The 21313-nt window shown below is 64.6% G+C and carries 20 protein-coding genes; 5 read left to right on the top strand and 15 right to left on the bottom strand.

Annotated features, from left to right (window positions below; all coding sequences use genetic code 11):
* Window positions 1-79 precede the first annotated feature (79 nt).
* The 5 genes from ACX0MV_RS06865 to ACX0MV_RS06845 all read left to right on the top strand — a co-directional run bounded on the left by ACX0MV_RS06865 (window position 80) and on the right by ACX0MV_RS06845 (window position 4475).
* Entirely contained in the window at window positions 80-403 is a 324-nt protein-coding gene (locus ACX0MV_RS06865) for an ABA4-like family protein (RefSeq protein ID WP_458981716.1), read from the top strand.
* Between the two features lie 15 nt (window positions 404-418).
* Window positions 419-739 carry a cupin domain-containing protein gene (locus ACX0MV_RS06860; RefSeq protein ID WP_458981715.1) on the top strand — a complete coding sequence of 107 codons (321 nt, stop codon included), beginning with the start codon at window positions 419-421 and terminating at the stop codon, window positions 737-739.
* A gap of 100 nt (window positions 740-839) precedes the next feature.
* The gene (locus ACX0MV_RS06855) at window positions 840-1511 is read left to right on the top strand and encodes a COG3650 family protein (RefSeq protein ID WP_458981714.1); all 672 of its coding nucleotides are present in this window, start codon (window positions 840-842) and stop codon (window positions 1509-1511) included.
* A gap of 232 nt (window positions 1512-1743) precedes the next feature.
* Window positions 1744-2769 (top strand): type I glyceraldehyde-3-phosphate dehydrogenase, encoded by a 1026-nt coding sequence (gap, locus tag ACX0MV_RS06850; RefSeq protein WP_458981713.1) that lies wholly within the window; start codon window positions 1744-1746, stop codon window positions 2767-2769.
* A 98-nt stretch (window positions 2770-2867) separates the two neighbouring features.
* On the top strand, window positions 2868-4475 hold the full coding sequence (locus tag ACX0MV_RS06845) for an NAD(P)/FAD-dependent oxidoreductase (protein ID WP_458981712.1): 1608 nt from the start codon (window positions 2868-2870) through the stop codon (window positions 4473-4475).
* A gap of 160 nt (window positions 4476-4635) precedes the next feature.
* On the opposite strand, the gene ACX0MV_RS06840 is transcribed toward ACX0MV_RS06845, so the two are convergent.
* From ACX0MV_RS06840 to ACX0MV_RS06770, 15 genes are all read right to left on the bottom strand, one after another.
* Complete coding sequence (locus tag ACX0MV_RS06840; protein WP_458981711.1) at window positions 4636-5667, bottom strand: diguanylate cyclase; 1032 nt, start codon at window positions 5665-5667, stop codon at window positions 4636-4638.
* Between the two features lie 84 nt (window positions 5668-5751).
* Window positions 5752-6804, bottom strand: a complete 1053-nt coding sequence (cheB, locus tag ACX0MV_RS06835) for a chemotaxis-specific protein-glutamate methyltransferase CheB (protein WP_458981710.1) — start codon at window positions 6802-6804, stop codon at window positions 5752-5754.
* A complete protein-coding gene (locus ACX0MV_RS06830) occupies window positions 6801-8933 on the bottom strand; it encodes a hybrid sensor histidine kinase/response regulator (RefSeq protein ID WP_458981709.1) in 2133 nt (710 codons plus the stop codon). The genes cheB and ACX0MV_RS06830 overlap by 4 nt, the downstream gene beginning before the upstream one ends.
* The gene (locus ACX0MV_RS06825) at window positions 8930-9616 is read right to left on the bottom strand and encodes a chemotaxis protein CheW (protein ID WP_458981708.1); all 687 of its coding nucleotides are present in this window, start codon (window positions 9614-9616) and stop codon (window positions 8930-8932) included. The genes ACX0MV_RS06830 and ACX0MV_RS06825 overlap by 4 nt, the downstream gene beginning before the upstream one ends.
* Before the next feature lie 2 nt (window positions 9617-9618).
* The gene (locus ACX0MV_RS06820; RefSeq protein WP_458981707.1) at window positions 9619-10908 is read right to left on the bottom strand and encodes a CheR family methyltransferase; all 1290 of its coding nucleotides are present in this window, start codon (window positions 10906-10908) and stop codon (window positions 9619-9621) included.
* Window positions 10905-11384, bottom strand: a complete 480-nt coding sequence (locus tag ACX0MV_RS06815) for a chemotaxis protein CheW (RefSeq protein WP_458981706.1) — start codon at window positions 11382-11384, stop codon at window positions 10905-10907. Before ACX0MV_RS06815 ends, ACX0MV_RS06820 begins: the two co-directional genes overlap by 4 nt.
* A complete protein-coding gene (locus ACX0MV_RS06810) occupies window positions 11377-13182 on the bottom strand; it encodes a methyl-accepting chemotaxis protein (protein WP_458981705.1) in 1806 nt (601 codons plus the stop codon). The genes ACX0MV_RS06815 and ACX0MV_RS06810 overlap by 8 nt, the downstream gene beginning before the upstream one ends.
* A gap of 119 nt (window positions 13183-13301) precedes the next feature.
* Window positions 13302-14393 carry a PLP-dependent cysteine synthase family protein gene (locus tag ACX0MV_RS06805; RefSeq protein ID WP_458981704.1) on the bottom strand — a complete coding sequence of 364 codons (1092 nt, stop codon included), beginning with the start codon at window positions 14391-14393 and terminating at the stop codon, window positions 13302-13304.
* A 48-nt stretch (window positions 14394-14441) separates the two neighbouring features.
* Window positions 14442-15347: a DMT family transporter gene (locus tag ACX0MV_RS06800; RefSeq protein WP_458981703.1), complete on the bottom strand. Its 906-nt coding sequence runs from the start codon at window positions 15345-15347 to the stop codon at window positions 14442-14444.
* Between the two features lie 133 nt (window positions 15348-15480).
* Window positions 15481-15813, bottom strand: a complete 333-nt coding sequence (locus ACX0MV_RS06795; protein ID WP_458981702.1) for a Na+/H+ antiporter subunit G — start codon at window positions 15811-15813, stop codon at window positions 15481-15483.
* A gap of 10 nt (window positions 15814-15823) precedes the next feature.
* A complete protein-coding gene (locus ACX0MV_RS06790) occupies window positions 15824-16093 on the bottom strand; it encodes a K+/H+ antiporter subunit F (RefSeq protein WP_458981701.1) in 270 nt (89 codons plus the stop codon).
* Window positions 16078-16581, bottom strand: a complete 504-nt coding sequence (locus ACX0MV_RS06785) for a Na+/H+ antiporter subunit E (RefSeq protein WP_458981700.1) — start codon at window positions 16579-16581, stop codon at window positions 16078-16080. Before ACX0MV_RS06785 ends, ACX0MV_RS06790 begins: the two co-directional genes overlap by 16 nt.
* On the bottom strand, window positions 16578-18083 hold the full coding sequence (locus ACX0MV_RS06780; protein WP_458981699.1) for a monovalent cation/H+ antiporter subunit D: 1506 nt from the start codon (window positions 18081-18083) through the stop codon (window positions 16578-16580). Before ACX0MV_RS06780 ends, ACX0MV_RS06785 begins: the two co-directional genes overlap by 4 nt.
* Window positions 18080-18409 carry a Na+/H+ antiporter subunit C gene (locus tag ACX0MV_RS06775; RefSeq protein ID WP_458981698.1) on the bottom strand — a complete coding sequence of 110 codons (330 nt, stop codon included), beginning with the start codon at window positions 18407-18409 and terminating at the stop codon, window positions 18080-18082. The genes ACX0MV_RS06780 and ACX0MV_RS06775 overlap by 4 nt, the downstream gene beginning before the upstream one ends.
* A gap of 1 nt (window position 18410) precedes the next feature.
* Complete coding sequence (locus ACX0MV_RS06770; RefSeq protein ID WP_458981697.1) at window positions 18411-21203, bottom strand: monovalent cation/H+ antiporter subunit A; 2793 nt, start codon at window positions 21201-21203, stop codon at window positions 18411-18413.
* Window positions 21204-21313 lie beyond the last annotated feature (110 nt).

The raw sequence follows: 21313 nt of genomic DNA, 5'->3' as shown, positions 1-21313 counted from the left end.
CGCCCCTTAACCAAACGTTAGCCACGGTTACTATAGTGCGCGACAGTAGCCACCGCTAACCATCCCACGGAAGGCCTTCATGAAAAAAGCCGCATTACCTTTAATCGTTCTGATCGCGTTCAGCCTGTTCACGCTGGTGGTGATGGCACAGGCTGAGCAGTCGCTTGTCCAGTTTGGCTTGCAATTGATGTCGCGCCCCGATACCGCGCAAGTGGTGATCGATCTTTATATCCTCGCCGTATTGGCCGGTGCGTGGATGTATCGGGACAACAAGGCGCGCGGCAAATCATTTGCGTCCGTGGTCCCCTACCTTCTGCTAACGGCCGTGTTCGTTTCGGTCGGGCCGCTGCTTTATCTGGTGGTCACCAGCTTGGCCAAACCGGCGGCAACGTCGGGTTCATGACGAGGAGTTTCTGCAATGCCTGGAAAATACCCTGATCGAATTCGCGCCCTGCCGTTGTTCGATGGCCGGTTTGACGCCTACAAACTGGCGGCGCAGGCGGGCGATGTTCTGTTTGCCTCTTATCCAGCCGGGACTTCGATTCCCGCCCACCGGCATGACACCGATAACCATGGGGTCATCATTCGCGGCGAGCTGATTCTGCACCGCAACGGCACCACCGAACGCTACGGCGTGGGCGACTGGTATGAGGTGCCCGCTCAACAGGAACACGCGGCCGAGTTCGCCGAGGAAACCGACGAGATCGAGTTCTGGTTCAAGCCTGACTCTTCACGGTAAGCAGCGCTTCGCCGCCGAGTGATCAACGCGCAGCCCTGGGTTGTTCTTGTGATCGACCCGGCGGCTCGGTAACGTGGCCGCTCTTGTCAGGAGAGCTCCGATGTCCGCCAGCCGTACCCTGCTGTTCGCCCTGTTGCCGCTGTTCGCCAGTTGCCAGGTATTCACCGAAAAACCGGCCGACCCAACCGCCAATCACACCCGCACGCAGGGCGAGCTGAGCCTCGATGCGGGCCAGTTGGTGTTCCGACCTTGCCAGGAGCAGCGGCGCTTTTTGATCAACAGCGATGGCGCCACCGGCATTTTCCAGGACGGTACGCAGCTGTTGCGCGACAACGCCGGGCCACTGTTTGCCGACGTGCGCGGTCATCTTGAGGCAAATGACCAGACCGGCATGGATGGCCAACTGACCCTGAGCCAGGTGTATCGCTTGCAGGCCGAGGGCCGCGGCTGTGATGACCCGAATTTCAGACGCAGCACCCTGAGCGCCAGCGGCCATGAGCCGGATTGGAGTGTGATCGTCAACACCAAGGGGCTGGTACTCAACCGGATGGACCAGCAGCCGCAGGCCTGGCCGTATCTTGAAGAACAACTGCCGGACGGGCGCTTCAACCTGACCAGCGAAGCCAATGGCCAGCGCCTGGAATTATGGGTCGCGCCGCAGCGCTGCATCGACAGCATGAGCGGCGCGGTTTCTCACCTTACAGCCGAGCTGCGCGTCGACGGTCAGATCATGCGCGGCTGCGCCTATTTCGGTGGCGCCCGTAACAACTAGCTGGCGCCTTCGCTCCTACAAAGCCGCGTCGAGCGGATTGGCGTTACGACGCCCGTCCGCTCGACGGCGATTCCTCGCTTGAACTATGCGCCCGCGCTCGGGCTCCTAAATTCAGGACTCAGCTGAAAGTCACCGCCGCGAATGAACTTGCGGGCGAATGCGGGCCGCTGCGTATCGCACGGCTCATCTAAGCTGAAAAGCATTCCACCTACAGCACGCGGGAGCGCCTTTTATGCTGCGTATCGCCATCAATGGTTATGGACGTATCGGCCGCGCGGTGCTGCGCGCGCTGTTCGAACGCGGACTTGAGCAACAGATACACCTCACGGCGATCAACGACTTGGGCGATCCCGCAACTCTTACCCACCTCACCCGCTTCGATTCGACCTTTGGCCGCTTTGCCAAACAGGTGGCCGTGCACGACGACATCCTTCAGGTAAATGGCCAGTCGATCTACCTGCTGCGCGAGTCCCAGGTAGCCAACCTGCCGTGGAAGCAGCACGCCGTCGACGTGGTGCTGGAATGTTCCGGCCACCTCAAGCAGCGCTTGCAGATCGAGCAGCACCTTGCCGCCGGCGCGCCCCGGGTGCTGGTGTCGCACCCGCTGGAAAACGCCGACCTGACGGTGGTGTATGGGGTCAACCATGAGCTGCTGGATAACCAGCAGATCGTTTCCAACGCGTCGTGCACCACCAATTGCCTGGCGCCGCTGGCCAAGGTACTGCATGAAACCGTGGGCATTCAGCATGGCCTGATCAATACCGTGCACGCCTACACCAACGATCAGAACCTGCTCGACAAGACCCACAGCGACTTGTACCGCGCCCGTGCGGCAGCCCTGTCGATGATTCCCAGCAGCACCGGTGCGGCCAAGGCCATCGGCCTGGTGCTGCCCGAGCTGGCCGGTCGCCTGGATGGGTTGTCGGTGCGGGTGCCGACGCCCAATGTATCGCTGCTCGACCTGACGTTCACCGCCGAGCGACCGAGCAGCCGCGAGGCGATCAACGCCATCCTCCAGCACGGTGCACTGCAGCTGCCGTTGGGGGTGATGGAGTGCAACGATCTGCCGCTGGTGTCCAGCGACTTCAATGGTTACCCTGCGTCCTGCGTGGTGGACCTCAACCACACTCGCGTGCAGGGCGATCTGGTAAAGGTGCTCGCCTGGTACGACAACGAATGGGGTTTCGCCAATCGCATGCTGGATGTGCTGCTGGCCTGGGTAAAGCCTGAGCTGCTGGTGGATGGCGGCGTGCGATAAAGGGTTGCTGGCGGGCGGTTAACGGGCGGTTGGCTCGCGTATAATCGGCGCCCTCGAAAGCTGCCGGGTTGCCTCCGGCCCTTACCCTGGACTGCCCCATGCTACGCATTACCGAACTCAAGCTGCCGCTCGATTATCCAGACGAGGCGCTGCGCCCCGCCATCGTCCAACGCCTCGGCATTGCTGACGACCAGTTGCTCGACTTCACCCTGTTCAAGCGCAGCTACGACGCGCGCAAGAAATCCAGCGAACTGCACTTCATCTACACCATCGACTGCGTGCTGCGCGATGAGGCCGCCTTGCTGGCCCGCTTCGCCGATGACCGTCATGTCGGCGTCGCGCCCGATACCACTTACAAACCTGTGGGCACCGCCGCGGAAGCCATCGAAGAGCGCCCGCTGGTGGTCGGCTTCGGCCCGTGCGGCATCTTTGCCGCGCTGATTCTCGCCCAGGCGGGCTTACGGCCCATCGTGCTGGAACGCGGCACCGAAGTGCGCCAGCGCACCAAGGACACTTGGGGCCTGTGGCGCAAGAACGTGCTCAACCCCGAGTCCAACGTGCAGTTTGGCGAAGGCGGTGCCGGCACCTTCTCCGACGGCAAGCTGTACAGCCAGATCAAGGACCCCAAGCACCTCGGCCGCAAGGTGCTGCAGGAGTTCGTCAAGGCCGGCGCGCCGGAAGAAATTCTCTACGTCAGCAAGCCGCATATCGGCACCTTTCGCCTGACCGGCGTGGTCGCGACCATGCGCGAGGAAATCAAGGCGCTGGGTGGTGAAGTGCGCTTCCAGCAACGGGTCAGCGATGTGCTGATCGAAGGCGACCAGCTCAAGGGCGTGGTGCTGGACAGCGGCGAGCAGTTGCTCAGCCGACATGTGGTGCTCGCCCTTGGCCACAGCTCGCGCGATACCTTCCGCATGCTGCATAGTCGCGAGGTGTTTATGGAAGCCAAACCGTTCTCGGTGGGCTTTCGTATCGAGCACCCACAATCGCTGATAGACCAGGCGCGCCTGGGCAAATATGCGGGCCACCCCAAGCTCGGCGCGGCCGACTACAAACTCGTGCACCACGCCAAAAACGGCCGCTCGGTCTACAGCTTCTGCATGTGCCCCGGCGGCACCGTGGTTGCCGCCACTTCCGAGCCGAATCGGGTGGTAACCAACGGCATGAGCCAGTACTCGCGTAACGAGCGCAACGCTAACGCCGGTATCGTCGTCGGCATCACCCCGGAGCAGGATTACCCCGGTGGCCCGCTGGCGGGCGTCGAATTGCAGGAGCGTCTGGAATCCCAGGCCTATCTGCTCGGCGGCAGCACCTACGAGGCGCCAGGGCAACTGGTCGGGGATTTTATCGCTGGCAAACCGTCCACTGCGCTGGGCAGCGTCGAGCCCTCTTACAAACCGGGTATTAAACTGGGTGACCTGGCCCAGGCGCTGCCGGATTTCGCCATCGAGGCAATTCGCGAAGCGTTGCCGGCATTCGACAAGCAGATCAAGGGCTTTGCCCTGCATGACGCGGTGCTGACCGGCATCGAAACCCGTACCTCGTCGCCGCTGCGCATTACCCGTGGCGCAGACATGCAGAGCCTGAATGTCAAAGGCCTGTATCCGGCCGGTGAAGGCGCAGGTTATGCCGGCGGGATTCTCTCCGCGGGCGTGGATGGCATTCGCGTGGCCGAGGCGGTGGCGCGGAACATGCTGGGGATATGAAACCAACGCGATAAGCCAGGCGAAACCCCGGCCCCCGGGAGCCTCGTGCCTGCGTTCTTTACGGCTTCGCGACGATTAAGGGTATGACGCCCCGAAGGCTCCTACGCTCGACCGTGGAAACGATCAAGGCAGGAAGATCGCGGGCAGGTATGGACGTCTTTTAAGACCCAAGCGCCTGTTTTTGCATGGACTCCACCGCCATCACACAGTTGCGGCCGTTGCCCTTGGCCCGGTACAGCTCGCGGTCGGTCAGGGCGATCAGGCTGTCGCAGATGTCGCCTTTCTGGGGAATCAAGCAACCCACGCCGATGGACAGGCTGACAAAACCGCTGGGTGCCTGGGGATTTTCCAAGTACAAGTGTTCGACGCCGCGGCGGCAGTTTTCGGCCACCTGCAAGGCACCATTCAGGTCAGTGTGCGGCAGCAGCACTACGAACTCTTCACCGCCGTAGCGGGCCGCCAGATCAGCCGGGCGCTTGAGGTTCTCGGTGAGTACAGCCGCGACCTTCTTCAGGCTGAAGTCGCCGTTCAGGTGACCGTGAGTGTCGTTGTACAGCTTGAAGTGGTCGATGTCGCAGAACAGCAGGGAGAGGCTGTGCTGATGGCGCATGGCGCGCTGCCACTCGACGTCCAGGGTCTGGTCGAAGCAGCGCCGGTTGGCAATGCCGGTCAGGCCGTCCAGGGCTACCAGCTTCTGCAATTCGATATTGGCCTCGGCCAGCTGCCGCTGGCTCTCGCGCAGGAAGGCAAAGGCCTCGTCCCGTTGCAGGCGGTGGATGTAGGCGCAGGAGTGATGACGGATGCGCGCCAGCAGTTCGAGCTTGTCCGGCAGTTTGACCAGGTAATCGTTGGCCCCCACTGCAAAGCCCTGGGCCTTGACGCTGGGGTCGTCCTTTGAGGACAGCACGATGATCGGGATGTCTTGGAGTTCCACCTGCTGGCGAAACAGCCTGACGGTGTCGAAACCGTCGGCAAAGGGCATCACCAGGTCCTGCAGAATCACCGTGGGTTTGAGCTGCAGGGCCATGGGGATGGCAGCTGCGGCCTCTAGCACATAATGCAGTTCGATATCGGGCTGGTCGGCCAGCATGCGCCGCACGGCCTCGACGATGATCAGTTGATCATCAACGAGCAACACCCGCACCTTGTGCGTCGTACCGGGAAAATCCTGCAAGCTGTGGGTCTCGGACATCACAACGTCGCCCTTGCGTGCTGACTCAGTGAAGGGTAGCCCTTATAACGCGGCAACCCTGGGAACAAATTTAGTAAATAAACATCATTTTGCCAGAGGCTGGCCTCGGCCAGGGGGACCAGATGCCCATAACTTCAATCTCAAATTGATTTCAGTGGGGCTGAGCACCCACTCGGCCGCCTCCAGCCTGGCTGCCGCCCGAGGCATGCCGTAGACCGCGCAACTGGCCTGATCCTGGGCTACGGTAGGGTGTCCGGCCCGCCGCAGGGCCAACAGTCCACTCGCCCCGTCCTCGCCCATGCCGGTCAGCAGCACTCCGATCACCGGCTGACGCCAATGCCGCGCCAGGCTGTGAAAGAACACATCGACCGAAGGCCGATAAGGGTAATCCAGCGGCTCTGCCTGGTAAGCGAAGGCGCCTTCGGCGGTCAGCACCAGATGGTCATCGGCACGGGCGATATGGATGCAGCCCGGCTGGGGGCAGGTGGCGGCTTCCGCCAGCCGCACCGGCCATTGCACCTGTTCGGCCAGCCAGCGGGCAAAGCCCTCGACGAAACGCCGGTCGATGTGCTGCACCAGCACCATAGCGGTATCAGCCACCACTGGCCAGTCGCCAAGCGCCTTGGCCAGGGCGGCGGGTCCGCCGGTGGAGGCGCCGATAGCCACCAGACGCCGCGCCCCAGTTACCCGCGACAGAGTTGGCTGGCCCCCATCGACCGGTACGGACGGCAGCCGTTGCAGGCGCTGACCGGCGCTCACCAGGCGCTCTAGGGTAGCGATCTTGTGCAGCAGGTCGCCGCCATCTTCGCCACCGCCCAGGGCCGGGGTTGCCGTCACGTCCAGAGCGCCGGCGCCCATGGCGCGGAACACCGCGCCGGTGCTGTCCTCCGGCGTGGCGGTGACGATCAACACGGCACAAGGGCTGTGCTGCATGATCTGTCGCGTGGCTTCGATGCCATCCAGCCGCGGCATGATCAGGTCCATCAGAATCAGGTCGGGGCGTTGCTCACGGCACAGGGCGACCGCCTGCTCGCCGTCATGGGCCACCCACAGCACCTGGTGCCGGCCATCTTCAACCAGCAGCCGGCGCAGAGCCTCGGTGGCGATCAACAGGTCGTTGGCGATTGCAATCTTCATGGATCACCGATCAGGTCGTGGACGGCATCGATCATGGCATCATCGTGAAAACTGCCCTTGGTCAGGTAGTAATCGGCCCCGACCTCCATCCCGCGGGCGCGGTCTTCGGGACGGTCCTTGTAGGACAGGATCATCACCGGCAGGGCATGCAGGCGCGGGTCCTTGCGAATCAGCTCGACCAGCTCCAGACCGTTCATGCGCGGCATGTCTATATCGCTGATCACCAGGTCGAAGGTGCCGCTGCGCACCGCGTTCCAGCCGTCGATGCCGTCCACCGCCACCTCCACGGCATAGCCGCGGCCCAGCAGCAACTTGCGCTCCATTTCGCGCACCGTGAGCGAATCCTCCACCACCAGCACACGCTTGGTCTGTCGCACGGCGGCCCGGGTCGCGCCACCCACCTGTTGCAGCCGCCCCTCGCCCAGCAGCTTGGCGGTGGCCAGCAGTAGGTCGGCGACATCAAGGATCAGCACCGGCGAGCCATCGTCCAGCAAGGCCGCCGAGGCGATGTCGCGCAGCTTGCCAAAAATCCCGTCCAGGGGCTTGAGCGCCAGATTCTGTTCGCTGCCAAGGGCATCGACCACCAGGCCGAAGCGCTGCGCGCCCTTGCCGATCACCAGCACCTGTAAGGCACCGCTCGGCGCGGGGGCCTCACCCAGACCCAGCAGCTGGCGGGCCGACACCAGGCCCAGGCGCGCTTCGCCGCTGAGGAAGAACTGCTTGCCCTCAAGCACGTGAACAGCCTCGACCTCCAGGTGCAGCACCTGCTCGATCTGGCTGATGGGCACGCCATAGGGTTCGCCGTCCAGCTCCACCACCAGCACCCGCACGATGGCGCGGCTGACCGGCAGCACCAGGGTGGTACTGAAGCCCTGCCCCGGCTGGGACTCCAGCAGCACGCGACCGTCCAGGGCGCGCACCGCATCGGCCACGACATCCAGGCCCACCCCGCGGCCGGACAGCTCGGTGGTCTGTTCCTTGAGGCTGAAAGCCGGCAGCAGCAGGAACTCCAGCAGCTCGGCCTCGCTCAGTTCGGCCGCTACTTCTGCAGTAATCATCTGCCGGCGCACCACGGCCTGGCGAATACGCTCCGGTGCCACGCCCTGGCCGTCGTCGCTGATTCGCAGATGCAGCAGCCCGGCCTGGTGCCGCGCCTCCAGGCGAATGCTGCCTTCGGCCGGCTTGCCGGCAGCGCGGCGCGCGTCCGGCAGTTCCAGGCCATGGTCCATGGCATTGCGGATCAGGTGATTGAGCGCGCCTTCCAGCTGACCGAGGACTTCTCGATCGATCAGGCAATCCGCCCCCTCCACCTGCAGCTGCGCGGCCTTGCCCAGGCTTCTGCCCAGGTCACGAACCAGGCGCGGAAAAGCCTGGATACCGTCACGGAACGGGCGCATGCGCACCGCCAGAACCTCGTCCAGCAGGGACTGGCTGACGCCCAGCAGACGCCGCTCGAATTGCTCCAGCTCTTCCAGGCGTTCGGCCAGGCTGGCCGCCCCACCGGCGGCCGCGGCCTGCACGCGCTGCAACAGCGGATGCAGGCTGTGCCCGATCACCCGCGCCTCGCTGGCCAGGGCCAGGATCTGGTCGAAATTCTGCGCCCCGACCTTGAAGGCCTGAGCCGCAGGCATCGGCGATGCTGCGCCCGAAACCGGCGAGGCGACCGCTGTCGCAGGCGCGGGCTCGGAGATCATCTGCGCCGGCGCCTCGGCCATCGTCGGCGCGGTGCCCAGGGCCCCGATCACCTGGGCCAGCGCGTCGGCATTTTCGGCCAGCCAGGGACCGCAGAGGGCTTCATCCAAGGCCGCGGCGCGGCTCATCAGGTCGACCCCGGCCAGCAGCTGGTCGATGTTTGCGTTGCTCAGGCGCCGCTGCCCGGCCTGGGCCGCCACCAGGCAGTCCTCCATGGCGTGGGCCAGCTTGATCACCGGCTGTAGATTGACAATGCTCGCCGCGCCCTTGATCGAGTGAGCGGCGCGCATCAGCGGCTCGATCACCCGCAGGTCCTGCAGGTCGCGGTCCAGGGCCAGCAGGCCGTCGTTGAGCACCTGGGCATTGCTCTGCACTTCGGAGCGGAACAGGTCGAACAGCGACATCTCGGCCAGCGGTCGCAGCGGTGGCTCGCTCATCGCAGACACTCCGCCAATAGCCGTTCCAGGGGCGGCGTGGCCAGCAGGCCGACCTGCAGATTGTCCAGGGCCAGCACCCCCTGCAGAAAAGGCTGCAACACGGTGGTCGGCGCGGCCTGCAGGTCCGTGGCGGCATAACGCTGCAGGCCCCGTACCTCGTCCACCGGCAGGGCATAGGTGTGGCGTCCCAGGCTCACCAGCAATAACCGCGCAAAGGCCCGACGCTCGCCGCCCACCGTCCCGGAAGGCCGCGGCGGCTCCTGGGCAATGCTCAGGGCGACTGCCAGGGACACACAGGGGTAGAGCCGACCGCGTACATTGACCAGGCCCAACAGCATGGGGGCATTGCGATGGGGAATGCGGTGCGGCCGCGCCGATTCGGCGGCGCCGACCAGCAGCCCCGCCGGCAGGGCCAGCCATTCGCGGCCCAGGCGCAAGACCAGGGCGGCCTGGGTGCTGTCCGCCCGAGCCGAGGGCGCCCGGGCATGCTCCTGCGCCCAGTGCTCGCGGGCACCGGCCGGCAGTGCCTGGCCACGCAGGGTGGCGGCCGCCTCGGCATACACCTGGCAATGGCGGCAATGGCCGTGCTGGCCCAGGCGTGGGCAGCTCTGGTCTCCCTGCACGCCGATGCGGTTCCAGCAGTCGTCGAGCAGTATCCGGGGTGAATCCACGGCAGCTGGCATGGTCAGCGTCCCTCGTTTGGTTTGGCGCGGCCAGCATCGGCGCGGCCGGCGTCGGCGCGCGTCTGCACTCGCCCGGCGCGGGCGCGCAACTGCGCGGCCTGGGCGCCGTCACCCTGCTGTTCGCAGAGCAACGCCAGATGACAGAGGGCTTGGTAATGCGCGGGGTCCAGGTAGACGGCGCGGCGCAGCAGCCGGGTCGCTTCCACCGGCGCCTCGCCTTCTAGCAGCAGACCCAGCAGAAACCAGGCCTCGGCCGACTCCGGAGCCTGCTGCAGGTAGCTGCGCAGGCTGGCCTGGGCCGCGGCGAGTTGACCGCCATCGGCCTGCTGACGCGCCTGTTGCAGCAGGTTGTCGGGGCGGGCTGCAGACGAGGCCTTGCTCGGTACCGGCTGAGCGGGGCGTGCCGGCAGCGACGCCGCGCCGCGCCCGGCACTGTCGCCCTGACGCGGACGCGGCAGAACTTGGACTCTGGACAGGCTCGCCTTGGGCTCACGCCCGATTTCGTGGCTGCTGGCCTTGCGCATGGCCGCTGGCTGGGCACCGCCGGCGCCGACAAAACCGTGCTGAGCGCAGGTATTCATTTCGGCAAAACCGGGGAATAGCAGCCCCTGCTCGTTCAGCAGCGCCCGCAGATTGGCGATGGCCCGGCCCTGGGTCGGCGGGTCGAAATAGATCAGCAGGTTGCGGCAGAACACTAGGTCGTACTGGCCGGCCAGGACCGCGGCCTCCAGCTGCAGGATATTCTGCTGGTGGAAACTCACCCGCTGGCGCACCCGCTCGCTCAGTGCATGACCGCCCTCCACCGCGGTGAAATGCCGCTCGCGAAACGCCAGGTCCTGGCCGCGAAAGGAGTTGCGCCCGTAGACCGCCCGTTGCGCACGGGCCAGGGACGGCAGGCTGATGTCCCAGCCCTCGACCTGGAAATCCGCCTCGCCCACGCCCGCATCCAGCAGGGCCATGGCCAGGCTGTAGGGCTCCTCGCCGGTGGAACAGGGCAGGCTCAACAGGCGCGCGCGTCGGCCAAGGCCCTTGATGCCGCGCACCGCCTGAACCGCCTGGGCGAAGGCAGCCGGGTCGCGAAAGAACCAGGTCTCCGGGATCACCAACAGGTCGATCAGTTCGGTCAGCTCAGCGGCACTGCCTAGCAGCAACCGGCTGTAGTCCGTCATGCCGCTCAGGCCCAGCTCGCTGATACGCCGCTGGACGGCGCGCAGCACCAAGTTGTCGGCCATGTCCAGGCCAGCCACCGCACGGATGCGCGCGGCGATGCGCGGATCGAGAGTGACTTTCATGGCGCGGGGGCCGCGGGCGCGGTGAACAACAGGGCACGGACCGCCGGCGGCAACAATGCCTGCAGCACGATCAGTTGCAGCAGCCCCTGATCGGTGGCGACCACCTGCCCCAGCTGCGGCGCCTCGGCCAGACTTACACCTGTGTCCAGCACCGCAGCCGGGTCGAGGCGAGCAGTCCCCACCACGCCCTCGGCCAGCAGGCCGAGGGGATGGGACAGACCATCGGCGTCGGGGTAGTCCACCAGCAGCAGCCGGGTGTTCTGCCGTTCGGCTGCGGCGGCCGCCCCGTGGATGACGCCGAGGTCGACCACCGGTACCGCACGGCCGTGCAGCTCCACCAGGCCGGCGACGCAGGCCGGCGCACCGGGGATCGCGGTGCAGGCGAGCATCGGCAGCACCCGGCTCACTTCGGCGGTCGGCAGACCGAAACGCGCGGCGCCGATATGAAAGATCAGCACCTGCATGGCGTCAGGCATTGACCGAAAAGGTCGAGACGCTGCTCTGCAGATCCTGGGCCGCCTGTTGCAGAACCATCACCGCCTCGCTGGTGGCTTTCAGCGCTTCGCTGGTCTGCTGGGTGCTGTCGCTGAGCTGCATGATGGTTTCAGCGATCTGCGAGGCGCCAACCGCCTGGGACTGCATGCCTTCGAGCACCAGGTCGATGTGCGAGGGCAGCTTCTGCACCTGCTCGATCACCCCGCCCAGCTGATCGCTGACTTCGCCGACCTCCTCCACGCTGCGGCGGATTTCCTCGGAGAACTTGTCCATGCCCATGACGCTGGCCGAGACCGCCGAATGCATGTCCTTGAGCATCTGTTCGATGTCCCAGGTGGCGATGGAGGTCTGGTCCGACAGCCGGCGAATTTCCACCGCCACCACGGAGAACCCGCGGCCCGCCTCACCGGCCTTTTCCGCCTCGATGGCGGCATTCAGCGACAGCAGATTGGTCTGGTCGGCCACCTTGGTGATGGTGGTCAGTACCTTGTTGATGTGACTGGCCTTCTCCGACAGCGCGGCAAGCTTGGCATTGATCGAGTCGGTGGCCAGCACCATGCGTTGCATGGTCTGGTCCATCTTCTTCAGGTTGCTGCGCGCGTCCATGGCGCCGGCGGTGGTCTGGTCGGTAACCTGCACCGCCTCCTCCATGGTCTTGAGCAGGGCCGTGGCGTTGGCCGAAATTTCGCGAGTGGTGCTCAGCACCTCGACACTGGTCTGCGCCTGCTCGATGCTGGTGGCTTCCTGCTGACGGGAAGAAGCGGCAATCTCGGTGGTCGAAGAGGTCACCGCGATACCGGCGCGCTGGACCTTGAGCAGCATGCTGCGCAAGTCGCCCAGCATGCGATTGAGCCCCTCGCCCAGCTGGCCGATGGCATCCTCGCCGTGCACCTCGACGCGGCCGGTCAGGTCCCCCGCCGCAGCCCGCGAGACCAGGGCCAACAGCAGGTCGACTTCGCGGCGCAGCAGATCGGTGGCGGCCTGCTCGCGAATCCGGTTGTCTTCGATGGTCTGGGCCATCTGGTTGAACTGCTGGGTGACCAGGCCCAGTTCGTCCTGTCCTAGCACCTGGGCGCGGGCCGAGGCCTCGCCGGCGGAAATGCGCATCACCGCGCCGGTCAACAGGTTGATCGGACGCAGGATGGCCCGCGACAGCAAGCTGGCGATCAGCGCCGCCAGGGTGATGCAGAGCAGGCCACCCAGGGCCAGCACTAGGACCAGTCGAGTACGCAGGGCGTCGGTCTGGGCGGCGCGTTCCTGCAAGAGTCGCTCTTCATCGGCGCCGATCACCTGCAGCAGGTCGCGAATCGCCGCCACGACGCTGGCGCCTTGCTTGATGCTCGGCTCCTCAAGGATGGCTTCGGCCGATAGGCCGCCCAGGCGGCGCTTGTCCACCAGCGGCAGGATGACCTGCTGCTTCCAGCCCGCGATCAGCACTTGCAGTTTATCCAGGCGTGCCTGCTGATCCGGGTTATCGCTGGTCAACTGCTTGAGCCGCGCCAGCGACTGCGCCACCGCGTCCCATTGCCCCCGCAAGGCCTCGGCGGGACCGGTCTCGCCGGTGTACCAGTAGCTGCGGGCGTTGTTGCGGATCTCGAGCACGGTCTCGCCCAGTACGGCCTGTTCCAGAAGTACCTCGGCCGTGTGCCGGTCCAAGGCGTTGGCCTTGGTAAGGTTTTGCAGGTTGTCGTAGGCAAGCAGCAGCAACAGCACGAGCAGCGCGATGATGGTGGCGAAGCCGGCGTAGAGTTTGGTCTGGATGCGGATATTGCTGAGCATGACTTCGAGGATCTCTATGCGGGAGTAAAGGCGAGGCGAATGGCGGCGTGCGGGGCTGTCGACGGGTTTTGGCAGAATAGCCGCAAATCCACGTTTAGGGGAGCACGCGCCCGGACCATTCAGCCACCGACCCAGGGCAGCGCCGGCAGATCCACGCCCTGCTCGGCGCAGGCGGCGACTGCTTCGATCAGCGGCGCCAGCTCGAAGCCCTGTGCGGCAAGCCAGGCGTCGTCGTAATAGCTACCGGCGTAGCGCTCGCCGCCATCACAGAGAATCGCCACCACCGAACCCGATTCACCCGACGCGACCATCCGCTGCGCCACCAGCAAGGCGCCGATCAGATTGGTCCCGCTGGAGCCACCCACGCGCCGGCCCAGGCGCTGCGCCAGGTAACGCATGGCCGCCAGCGACGACGCATCCGGCACTTTGCACATGGCGTCGACCACCGACGGTAGGAACGACGCTTCGACCCGAGGTCGGCCAATACCCTCGATGCGCGAGCCGCAATCCAGGGTCAGGCTGGCATCACCGCTGCGGTAGTAATCGAAGAACACCGAGCGTTCCGCATCGGCGCAGAGCACCTGGGTGCAATGGCGCCGGTAGCGCACGTAACGGCCCAGGGTCGCCAGGGTGCCGCCGGTACCGGGGCTCGACACCAGCCAGCTCGGTTCCGGGAAACGCTCGCTGCGCAGCTGCTGGAAGATCGACTCGGCGATGTTGTTGTTGGCGCGCCAATCAGTCGCCCGCTCGGCGTAGGTGAACTGGTCCATGAAATGCCCACCGCTCTCCCGCGCCAGCCGCTCGGACTCGGCGTAGATCTGCGTCGGGTCGCTTACCAGATGGCTTTCGCCGCCATAGAAGGCGATCTGCGTGATCTTTTCCTTCGAGGTGGAAGCCGGCATCACCGCGATAAACCGCAGCCCCAGCAGGCGCGCGAAATAGGCTTCGGAAATTGCCGTGGAGCCACTGGAGGCCTCGATCACCGGCGCATCGGGCTTCAGCCAGCCATTGCACAGCGCATAGAGAAACAGCGAGCGGGCCAGCCGGTGCTTGAGGCTACCGGTGGGATGGCTGGATTCGTCCTTGAAGTACAGCTCGACGCCCGGCAGGCCCGGCAGATCGAGGGGAATCAGGTGGGTATCGGCGCTGCGCTGGAAATCCGCCTCGATGATGCGGATCGCTTCGCTGGCCCAAGTGCGCGTATCGGTCATGACGAACTCCAGATAAAACCATGCGCGGTGCTGGCAAATCGGCTGCGATCAATCCAGCACGCCGGCCGGCAGCGGCGGCGCAGTGCGCCACTGGCTCAGGGCGACACCGGCGAAAACCGTCGCCACGGCCAGCAGCTGCATGGCATTCAGGCTTTCGCCCAACACCAGCACCGCCAGCAGCAGGGTGAACACCGGAATCAGGTTGATAAAGCCGGTCGCCTGGCTGGCCGGCAGGCGGCTCACGCCGAAATTGTAGAGGCCATAGGCAATGACGGTGACCACCACTCCCAGGTATGCCACTGCACCCAGCCCCAGTGCGCTGATCTCGCGCGGTATCGGCGCGCTGAACATTGCCAGGGGCAGGAAAAACAGGCTGCCCATAAAGGCCACCATGGCCGTGAGGAAAAACGCCGAATAGCGTTCGGACAGGTGTTTGAGCAACAGGGTGTAGCCCATCGCGCAGAGCATCGCGAGGAACTCGTAGAAGTTGCCGAGCAAGGGATTGCTCGCATGGATATCGGCGTCGCTGGCCAGGCTCAGCCATACCGCACCGATGACCGCAATCACGAAACCGGCCAGGGTGGTGCGGCTGATCCGCTCATGCAGAAAGGTGAATGCGCCCACGGCGACCAGCAGCGGTAGCAACGCGGTGATCATCCCTGCTTGCGAGGCGCTGGTGTGTTGCAGCGCCAGGGCCTCGAAGATGAAATACAGGCAGGGCTCGCAGGCGGCCATCCCCAGCAGGTATTTCCAGTCACCGGTGCGGTATTCGACATGCCCCCGCCACCGCCATGCCAGCAGAAACACCGCGCTGCCGAACAGCATGCGCCCGCAGATCACCCACATCGGCGGCACTTCGGTAAAGGCCAGTTTCAGCGCGATGAAGGAGCTGCCCCACAGCGCCATCGCCACCATCAGGCAGATCACTGCCACCCGCCTGCCCTGCCCGTGCATATGCCACTCCCGTCAAACCTCGAGTGTAGGGAGGCCCAGGGAGCAGCACCAGATACAGTCGGCTGCACGAACTGTGCAGCTCAGTCGACCGCGAGCGTCGACGCCTGCGCGGCAGATGCGCCGCACAAGGGAGTTATTGGTCCCAGGGTTTGCCGCGGGTCTGCTCGCTCATGGGCAGCTTCTGCTGCATCGCGGCTTTGGCCAGCATATGGGCGCTGACCGGCGCGGTGATGAACAGGAACAGGGTGATCAGCAGCTCATGCATGCTCAGGCCGTCGCCGCGCGTGCTGAAGAAGATCAGGGAAGCGATGACCATGCCGCCGACACCCAAGGTGGTTGCTTTGGTCGGCCCATGCAAGCGCATGAAAAAGTCCGGCAGGCGATACAGGCCGATCGCCCCGACCAGCGCAAACAGGCTGCCGACCAGGAGAAACACCGCGATCAGGCCTTCGATCAGATAATCCATGTGCCGCCCCTTATTCGATGATGTCGCCGCGCAGCAGGTATTTCGCCACTGCGACGGTGCCGATGAAGCCCATCACTGCGATCAGCAGCGCGGCCTCCAGGTACAGGTCCGAGCCGAGCCAGATGCCGAACAGGATGATCAGGGCGATGGCGTTGATGTACAGGGTATCCAGCGCGAGGATTCGGTCGGGAATGTCCGGGCCCTTGATCAGTCGAGCCACGGTCAGGCTCACGGCCAGGCCCATGATCGCCATGCACAGCGGAATTACGTAGGCGAGCATGTGAATATCTCCAGCAACGGCGCCTCATAGCGGCGTTTTATCTCGGCAATCATGGCGACCGGGTCGGCGACATCCAGGCCGTGTACCAGCAGCACCTTACGGTCGTCGCTGAGGTCGGCGGAGACCGTACCCGGCGTCAGCGAGATAACGCTGGCGAGCATGGTCAGCGCCAGCTCGTCTTCGAGCAGCATGGGGATCTCAACGAACGTCGGCCGCAGTTTTTTCGGTGAGCCGAGAATCAGCTTGGCGACCTGCAGGTTGGCCGTGACGATATCGCCCAGCACCCGAAGAAAGAACACGCAGAGTTTGGCGGGCTTGTAGATGCGCGGCGGCGCGACCCAGAACACCTGGGTAATCAGCGGGATCACCCAGCCGAGAAAGGCGCCGAGCAGCCAGTTGCCCAGGCTCAAGCCGTTCACCAGGAGCATCCACACCAGCAGCAGGCACAGGCTGAGCAAGGGCTGCGGTAACCAACGCCGGGGCTTCATGAAGCACCTCCTGTTTGCACGATGCGCCAGTACAGCGGCAGGTCATGCAGCTGCAGCGCGGTCGCCTCGACATAGGCCAGCACCGGCGCGGCCAGGCCCACCAGCAACGGGCTCAACACCAGCAGACCGATGCAGGCGAATAGCCGGCCCAGGTCGAGTTCGGCGCTGTCAAGCTGACTCAAGCCAACCCGCCAGAACAGCGTACTGCCCGCGCGGCTCAGGGCGATCAGGGTGACCAGGCTGCCAAGCAACACCACCGGCCACAGGAACAACGCCTGCCAGCCTGGCTCCACCGCGCGCAGCAGCAGCAGCTTGCCGATAAAACCGGACAGCGGCGGCAGGCCGGCTACGGCGATGGCGCCGATAAAGAACAGCGTGCCGAGCAGGTGCGGATGCTGCAGCGCCGGCCCCTGCACCAGCTCGGCCTGCTTGACCCCGCGCTGGCGCGCGATCAGGTCGGCGAGGAGGAACAGACCGCCCGCCACCCAGGTGCTGTGAATCAGGTAATACAGCGCGGCGGAAAGCGCTTCGGGCGTGCCGATGGCAATGCCGGCGAGCAGCGTGCCGACGGACACCAGCACCAGGTAGGCAAGCAGACCATGCAGGCTGCTCGCCGCCAGCGCACCTATAGCGCCGAGGCCGATGGTCAACAGCGCCAGCGGCCACAGCCATTGCTGGGTCATGTCCGCCAGGCTGCCGGCCTGATCGCCAAAGATCAGCGTATACACCCGCAGGATCGAATACAGGCCTACCTTGGTCATGATCGCGAACAGTGCCGCCACCGGCGCGGTCGCTGCGGCGTACGCCTTCGGCAGCCAGAAGTACAGCGGCAGGAAGGCCGCCTTCAGCCCGAATACCACCAGCAGCAACAGGCCGGCAGCGCCGAGCAGCGGCGCCTGATCGGCATCTGCCGCTGCCACGCGCACCGCCAGATCAGCCATGTTGAGCGTGCCGGTGATGCCGTAGAGGACGCCCACCGCCAGCAGGAAAAATGCCGAGCCCACCAGGTTCAGCACCACGTAATGCAGGCCGGCCCGCACTCGCTCAGACCCACCGCCATGCAGCAGCAGCGAGTAGGACGCGATCAGCAGGATCTCGAAGAACACGAACAGGTTGAACAGATCACCGGTCAGAAACGCACCGTTGATGCCCATCAGCTGGAACTGGAACAGTGCATGGAAATTCGCCCCACGCTCGTCATCGCCGCGCACCGCGTAGAGCACCGCGAACAACCCCAGCACGGCGGTTATCACCAGCATCAGCGCACTCAGGCGGTCGAGCAGAAGAATGATGCCGAACGGCGCCTGCCAGTTGCCGGCGGCATAGACCTGCAGCGCGCCCTGGTCAGCCTGCAGCATCAGCCAGATACTCAAGGGCACCAGTGCAGCGGTTGCCGCCAGAGACAGCACGCGCTTCAGCGACAGGCTCAGGCGCGCGCCGAACAGCAGCAGGCTGCCGACGAACATCGGCAGCAGAATCGGCAGGATCAGGCCATGGTTCATCGCGGCGCCTCCTCACCGTCGACATGATCGGTCTCGGTCTCGCCGACACTGCGCAAGGCCAGTACCACCACGAATGCGGTCATCGCAAAGCCGATCACAATGGCCGTCAGCACCAGCGCCTGGGGCAGCGGATCGCCATACTCGGCGCTGTGGCCGATTACCGACGCCTTGCCGGTGTGCAAACGGCCCATGCCAAACAAGAACAGGTTGACGGCATAGGACAGCAACGTCAGGCCCATCACCACCGGAAAGGTGCGAGCCCTGAGTAGCAGGTAAACGCCGCTCGCGGTGAGAATGCCCAGGGCAGCGGCAAACAATGCTTCCATGTCAAAGAACCTCTTGGCCGGCGGGTTCCTGGGTCAACTTGCCCAGGTTGGCGAGAATCAGCAGGGTCGCCCCGACCACCGTCAGGTACACGCCCAGATCAAACAGCAAGGCCGTCGCCAGCTCGACGTCGCCGATCAGCGGGATATCAAAATGGCCAAAGGCGGATGTCAGGAACGGTTTACCAAACAGCCAGCTGCCCGCGCCGGTCAGCCCGGCGATCAGCACGCCCGCGCCTGCCATGCGGTGGTAATTGAGCGGCAGGCGCATCTGCGTCCAGCGCACGCCGCTGGCGACGTACTGCAGGATCAACGCGACGGAGGTCACCAGGCCGGCGATGAATCCACCGCCCGGTAGGTTGTGCCCGCGCAGAAAGATGAAGGCCGAGATCAGCAGCGCCATTGGCAACAGGATTCGAGACAGCGTGGCGAGGATCAGCGGATGACGGTCGCGCGCCCAGTTGCGCCCCTGGGCATCGACATTCGGCTGATACAGGCGCAGGCGGTCGAGCATGGCGTAGATGCCGACACCGGCAATGGCCAGCACGGTGATTTCGCCAAGGGTATCGAAGCCGCGGAAGTCCACCAGAATGACGTTGACGACGTTGGTACCCCCGCCGCCGGAAACGCTGTTCTCCAAGAAGTAATGGGCGATGCTGTCATACGGCCGGGTCATGACGGCGTACGCCAGCATCGCCACCATCGAACCGCTACCAAGCGCCAGAACGAAGTCGCGCAAGCCACGGATGCTGCTGGACTCGCTGCGCGTCTGAGCCGGCAGGAAAAACAGCGCGAGCATCAGCAGCACGATGGTGACCACCTCGACCGAAAGCTGGGTCAGGGCCAGGTCCGGCGCCGAGTAACGGGCGAACACCAGTGCGACCATCAGGCCGACCACGCTCAGCATCAGCAGCGCGACCAGCCGCTGGCGGTGAAACGCCACCGTGGCCACTGCTGCGAGCGCCAGAATGCACAGCCCGAGGGCGGTGATGGCGTCGATTGGGGTCAGCGCAACCGGCCCGCTGACACTGGCCAAAGGCCCGAGCCCGAGCGTCACCACCACCAGCGCTGAGCCCAGCAGCAGCGCCAGGTAATGCTGCAGCGACCCGTTTTCCAGCGTGCGGGTTAGCCCTGTGGCGCCACGGACCAGCGCAACCACGCCGCGGTCGAACACCAGCTTGGCATCCATATCGGGCAAGCCCGCGTACCAGCGAAACAGCGGCTGACGAAACATGTACACCACGATCCCGCCAAACAGCGCCACGAAGCTCATCAGCAGCGGCAGGTTGAAGCCATGCCAGATCGACAGGCTGTACGCCGGCAGCTCGCCGCCGAGGCTGGATGCAGCGGCGGCGGCAAGCAGCGGCGCTACGGTATAGGCCGGCACTATGCCGACCAGCAGGCAGAGGAAGACCAGAATTTCCACTGGCACCTTCATGTAGCGCGGCGGTTCGTGGGGCGGGTATTTGGGCAGATTGATCGGCTCGCCGTTGAAGAACACGTCGTGGATGAACCGCAGCGAGTACGCCACCGAGAACACCCCGGCCAGGGTCGCCACGGCCGGAATCACCCAGTTGAAACTGCCGAGCAGGTGCTGGTTGAGGGTTTCGCTGAAGAACATTTCCTTGCTGAGGAAGCCGTTGAGCAACGGCACCCCAGCCATCGCCGAAGCCGCCACCATGGCCAGCAATGCGGTATGCGGCATGTACTTCCACATGCCATTTATTCGGCGCATGTCGCGGCTGCCGGTTTCGTGGTCGATGATCCCAGCCGCCATAAACAGCGAGGCCTTGAAGGTGGCGTGGTTAATGATATGGAACACCGCTGCGACCGTGGACATACGGGTGTCCAGGCCGAACAGCAAGGTGATCAGGCCCAGATGACTGATGGTCGAATAGGCCAACAGACCTTTGAGGTCATGCTGAAACAGAGCCATGCAGGCGCCGACCAACAGGGTTACCAGACCGGTGATGCTGACCAGGTAGAACCACCACTCCGAACCAGCCAGCGCCGGATACAGTCGAGCAAGCAGGAACACCCCGGCCTTGACCATGGTCGCCGAGTGCAGGTAAGCCGAAACCGGTGTCGGCGCGGCCATCGCGTGGGGCAGCCAGAAATGGAACGGGAACTGCGCCGATTTAGTAAATACCCCCAGCAACACCAGAATCAGTGCCAGCGGATAAAGCGCGTGGGCGCGAATCAATTCGCCGGCGGCCAGCACCTCACTCAGCTCGAAACTGCCCACCATATGGCCGATCAGCAGAATGCCGGCCAGCAGTGCCAGGCCACCGCCACCGGTTACGGTCAACGACATGCGTGCACCGCGCCGAGCATCCGAACGCGAGCCCCAAAAACCGATCAGCAGGAACGACGACAGACTGGTCAGTTCCCAGAACATCAGCATCAGTAGCAGGTTTTCCGAAAGCACGACACCAAGCATCGACCCCATGAACAGCAGCAGGAACGCAAAGAAACGCCCCATCGACTCCTGTTTCGACAGGTAATAGCGCGCATACAGGATGACCAGCACACCGATGCCGAGAATCAGCAGCGCGAACAGAAAACCCAGGCCATCCAGGCGCAGGCTGAGGTTCAGCCCCAGCGCCGACAACCACTCGAGTTTGAAGGTGATCAGTTCGCCGGAAAAAACCGCCGCCTGCTGCGACAGCAGGAGCGTCAGAGCCGCCAGGGGCGCAATCGCAGCCGCCACGGCGCAGGCAGAACGCCCCAGCCGCTCTGCCAGCAAGGGCAGCACCAGGCCCAGAAACGGCAAGGCGATAATCAGCGCAAGCGTCATACATGAATTCCTTGTTCGAGCTCGCCGAGCCACCCGTGGCCCGTTCGAGCGGCCCCACCCATACATTGAGGGTACCCGCAGATCTGTGCCTGCTTATACCTAAGTCTCTG

Source organism: Pseudomonas cistanchae (assembly GCF_054483635.1).
Note: the sequence above shows the minus strand (reverse complement) of the source record. Positions and strands in the feature narration are given on the sequence as shown.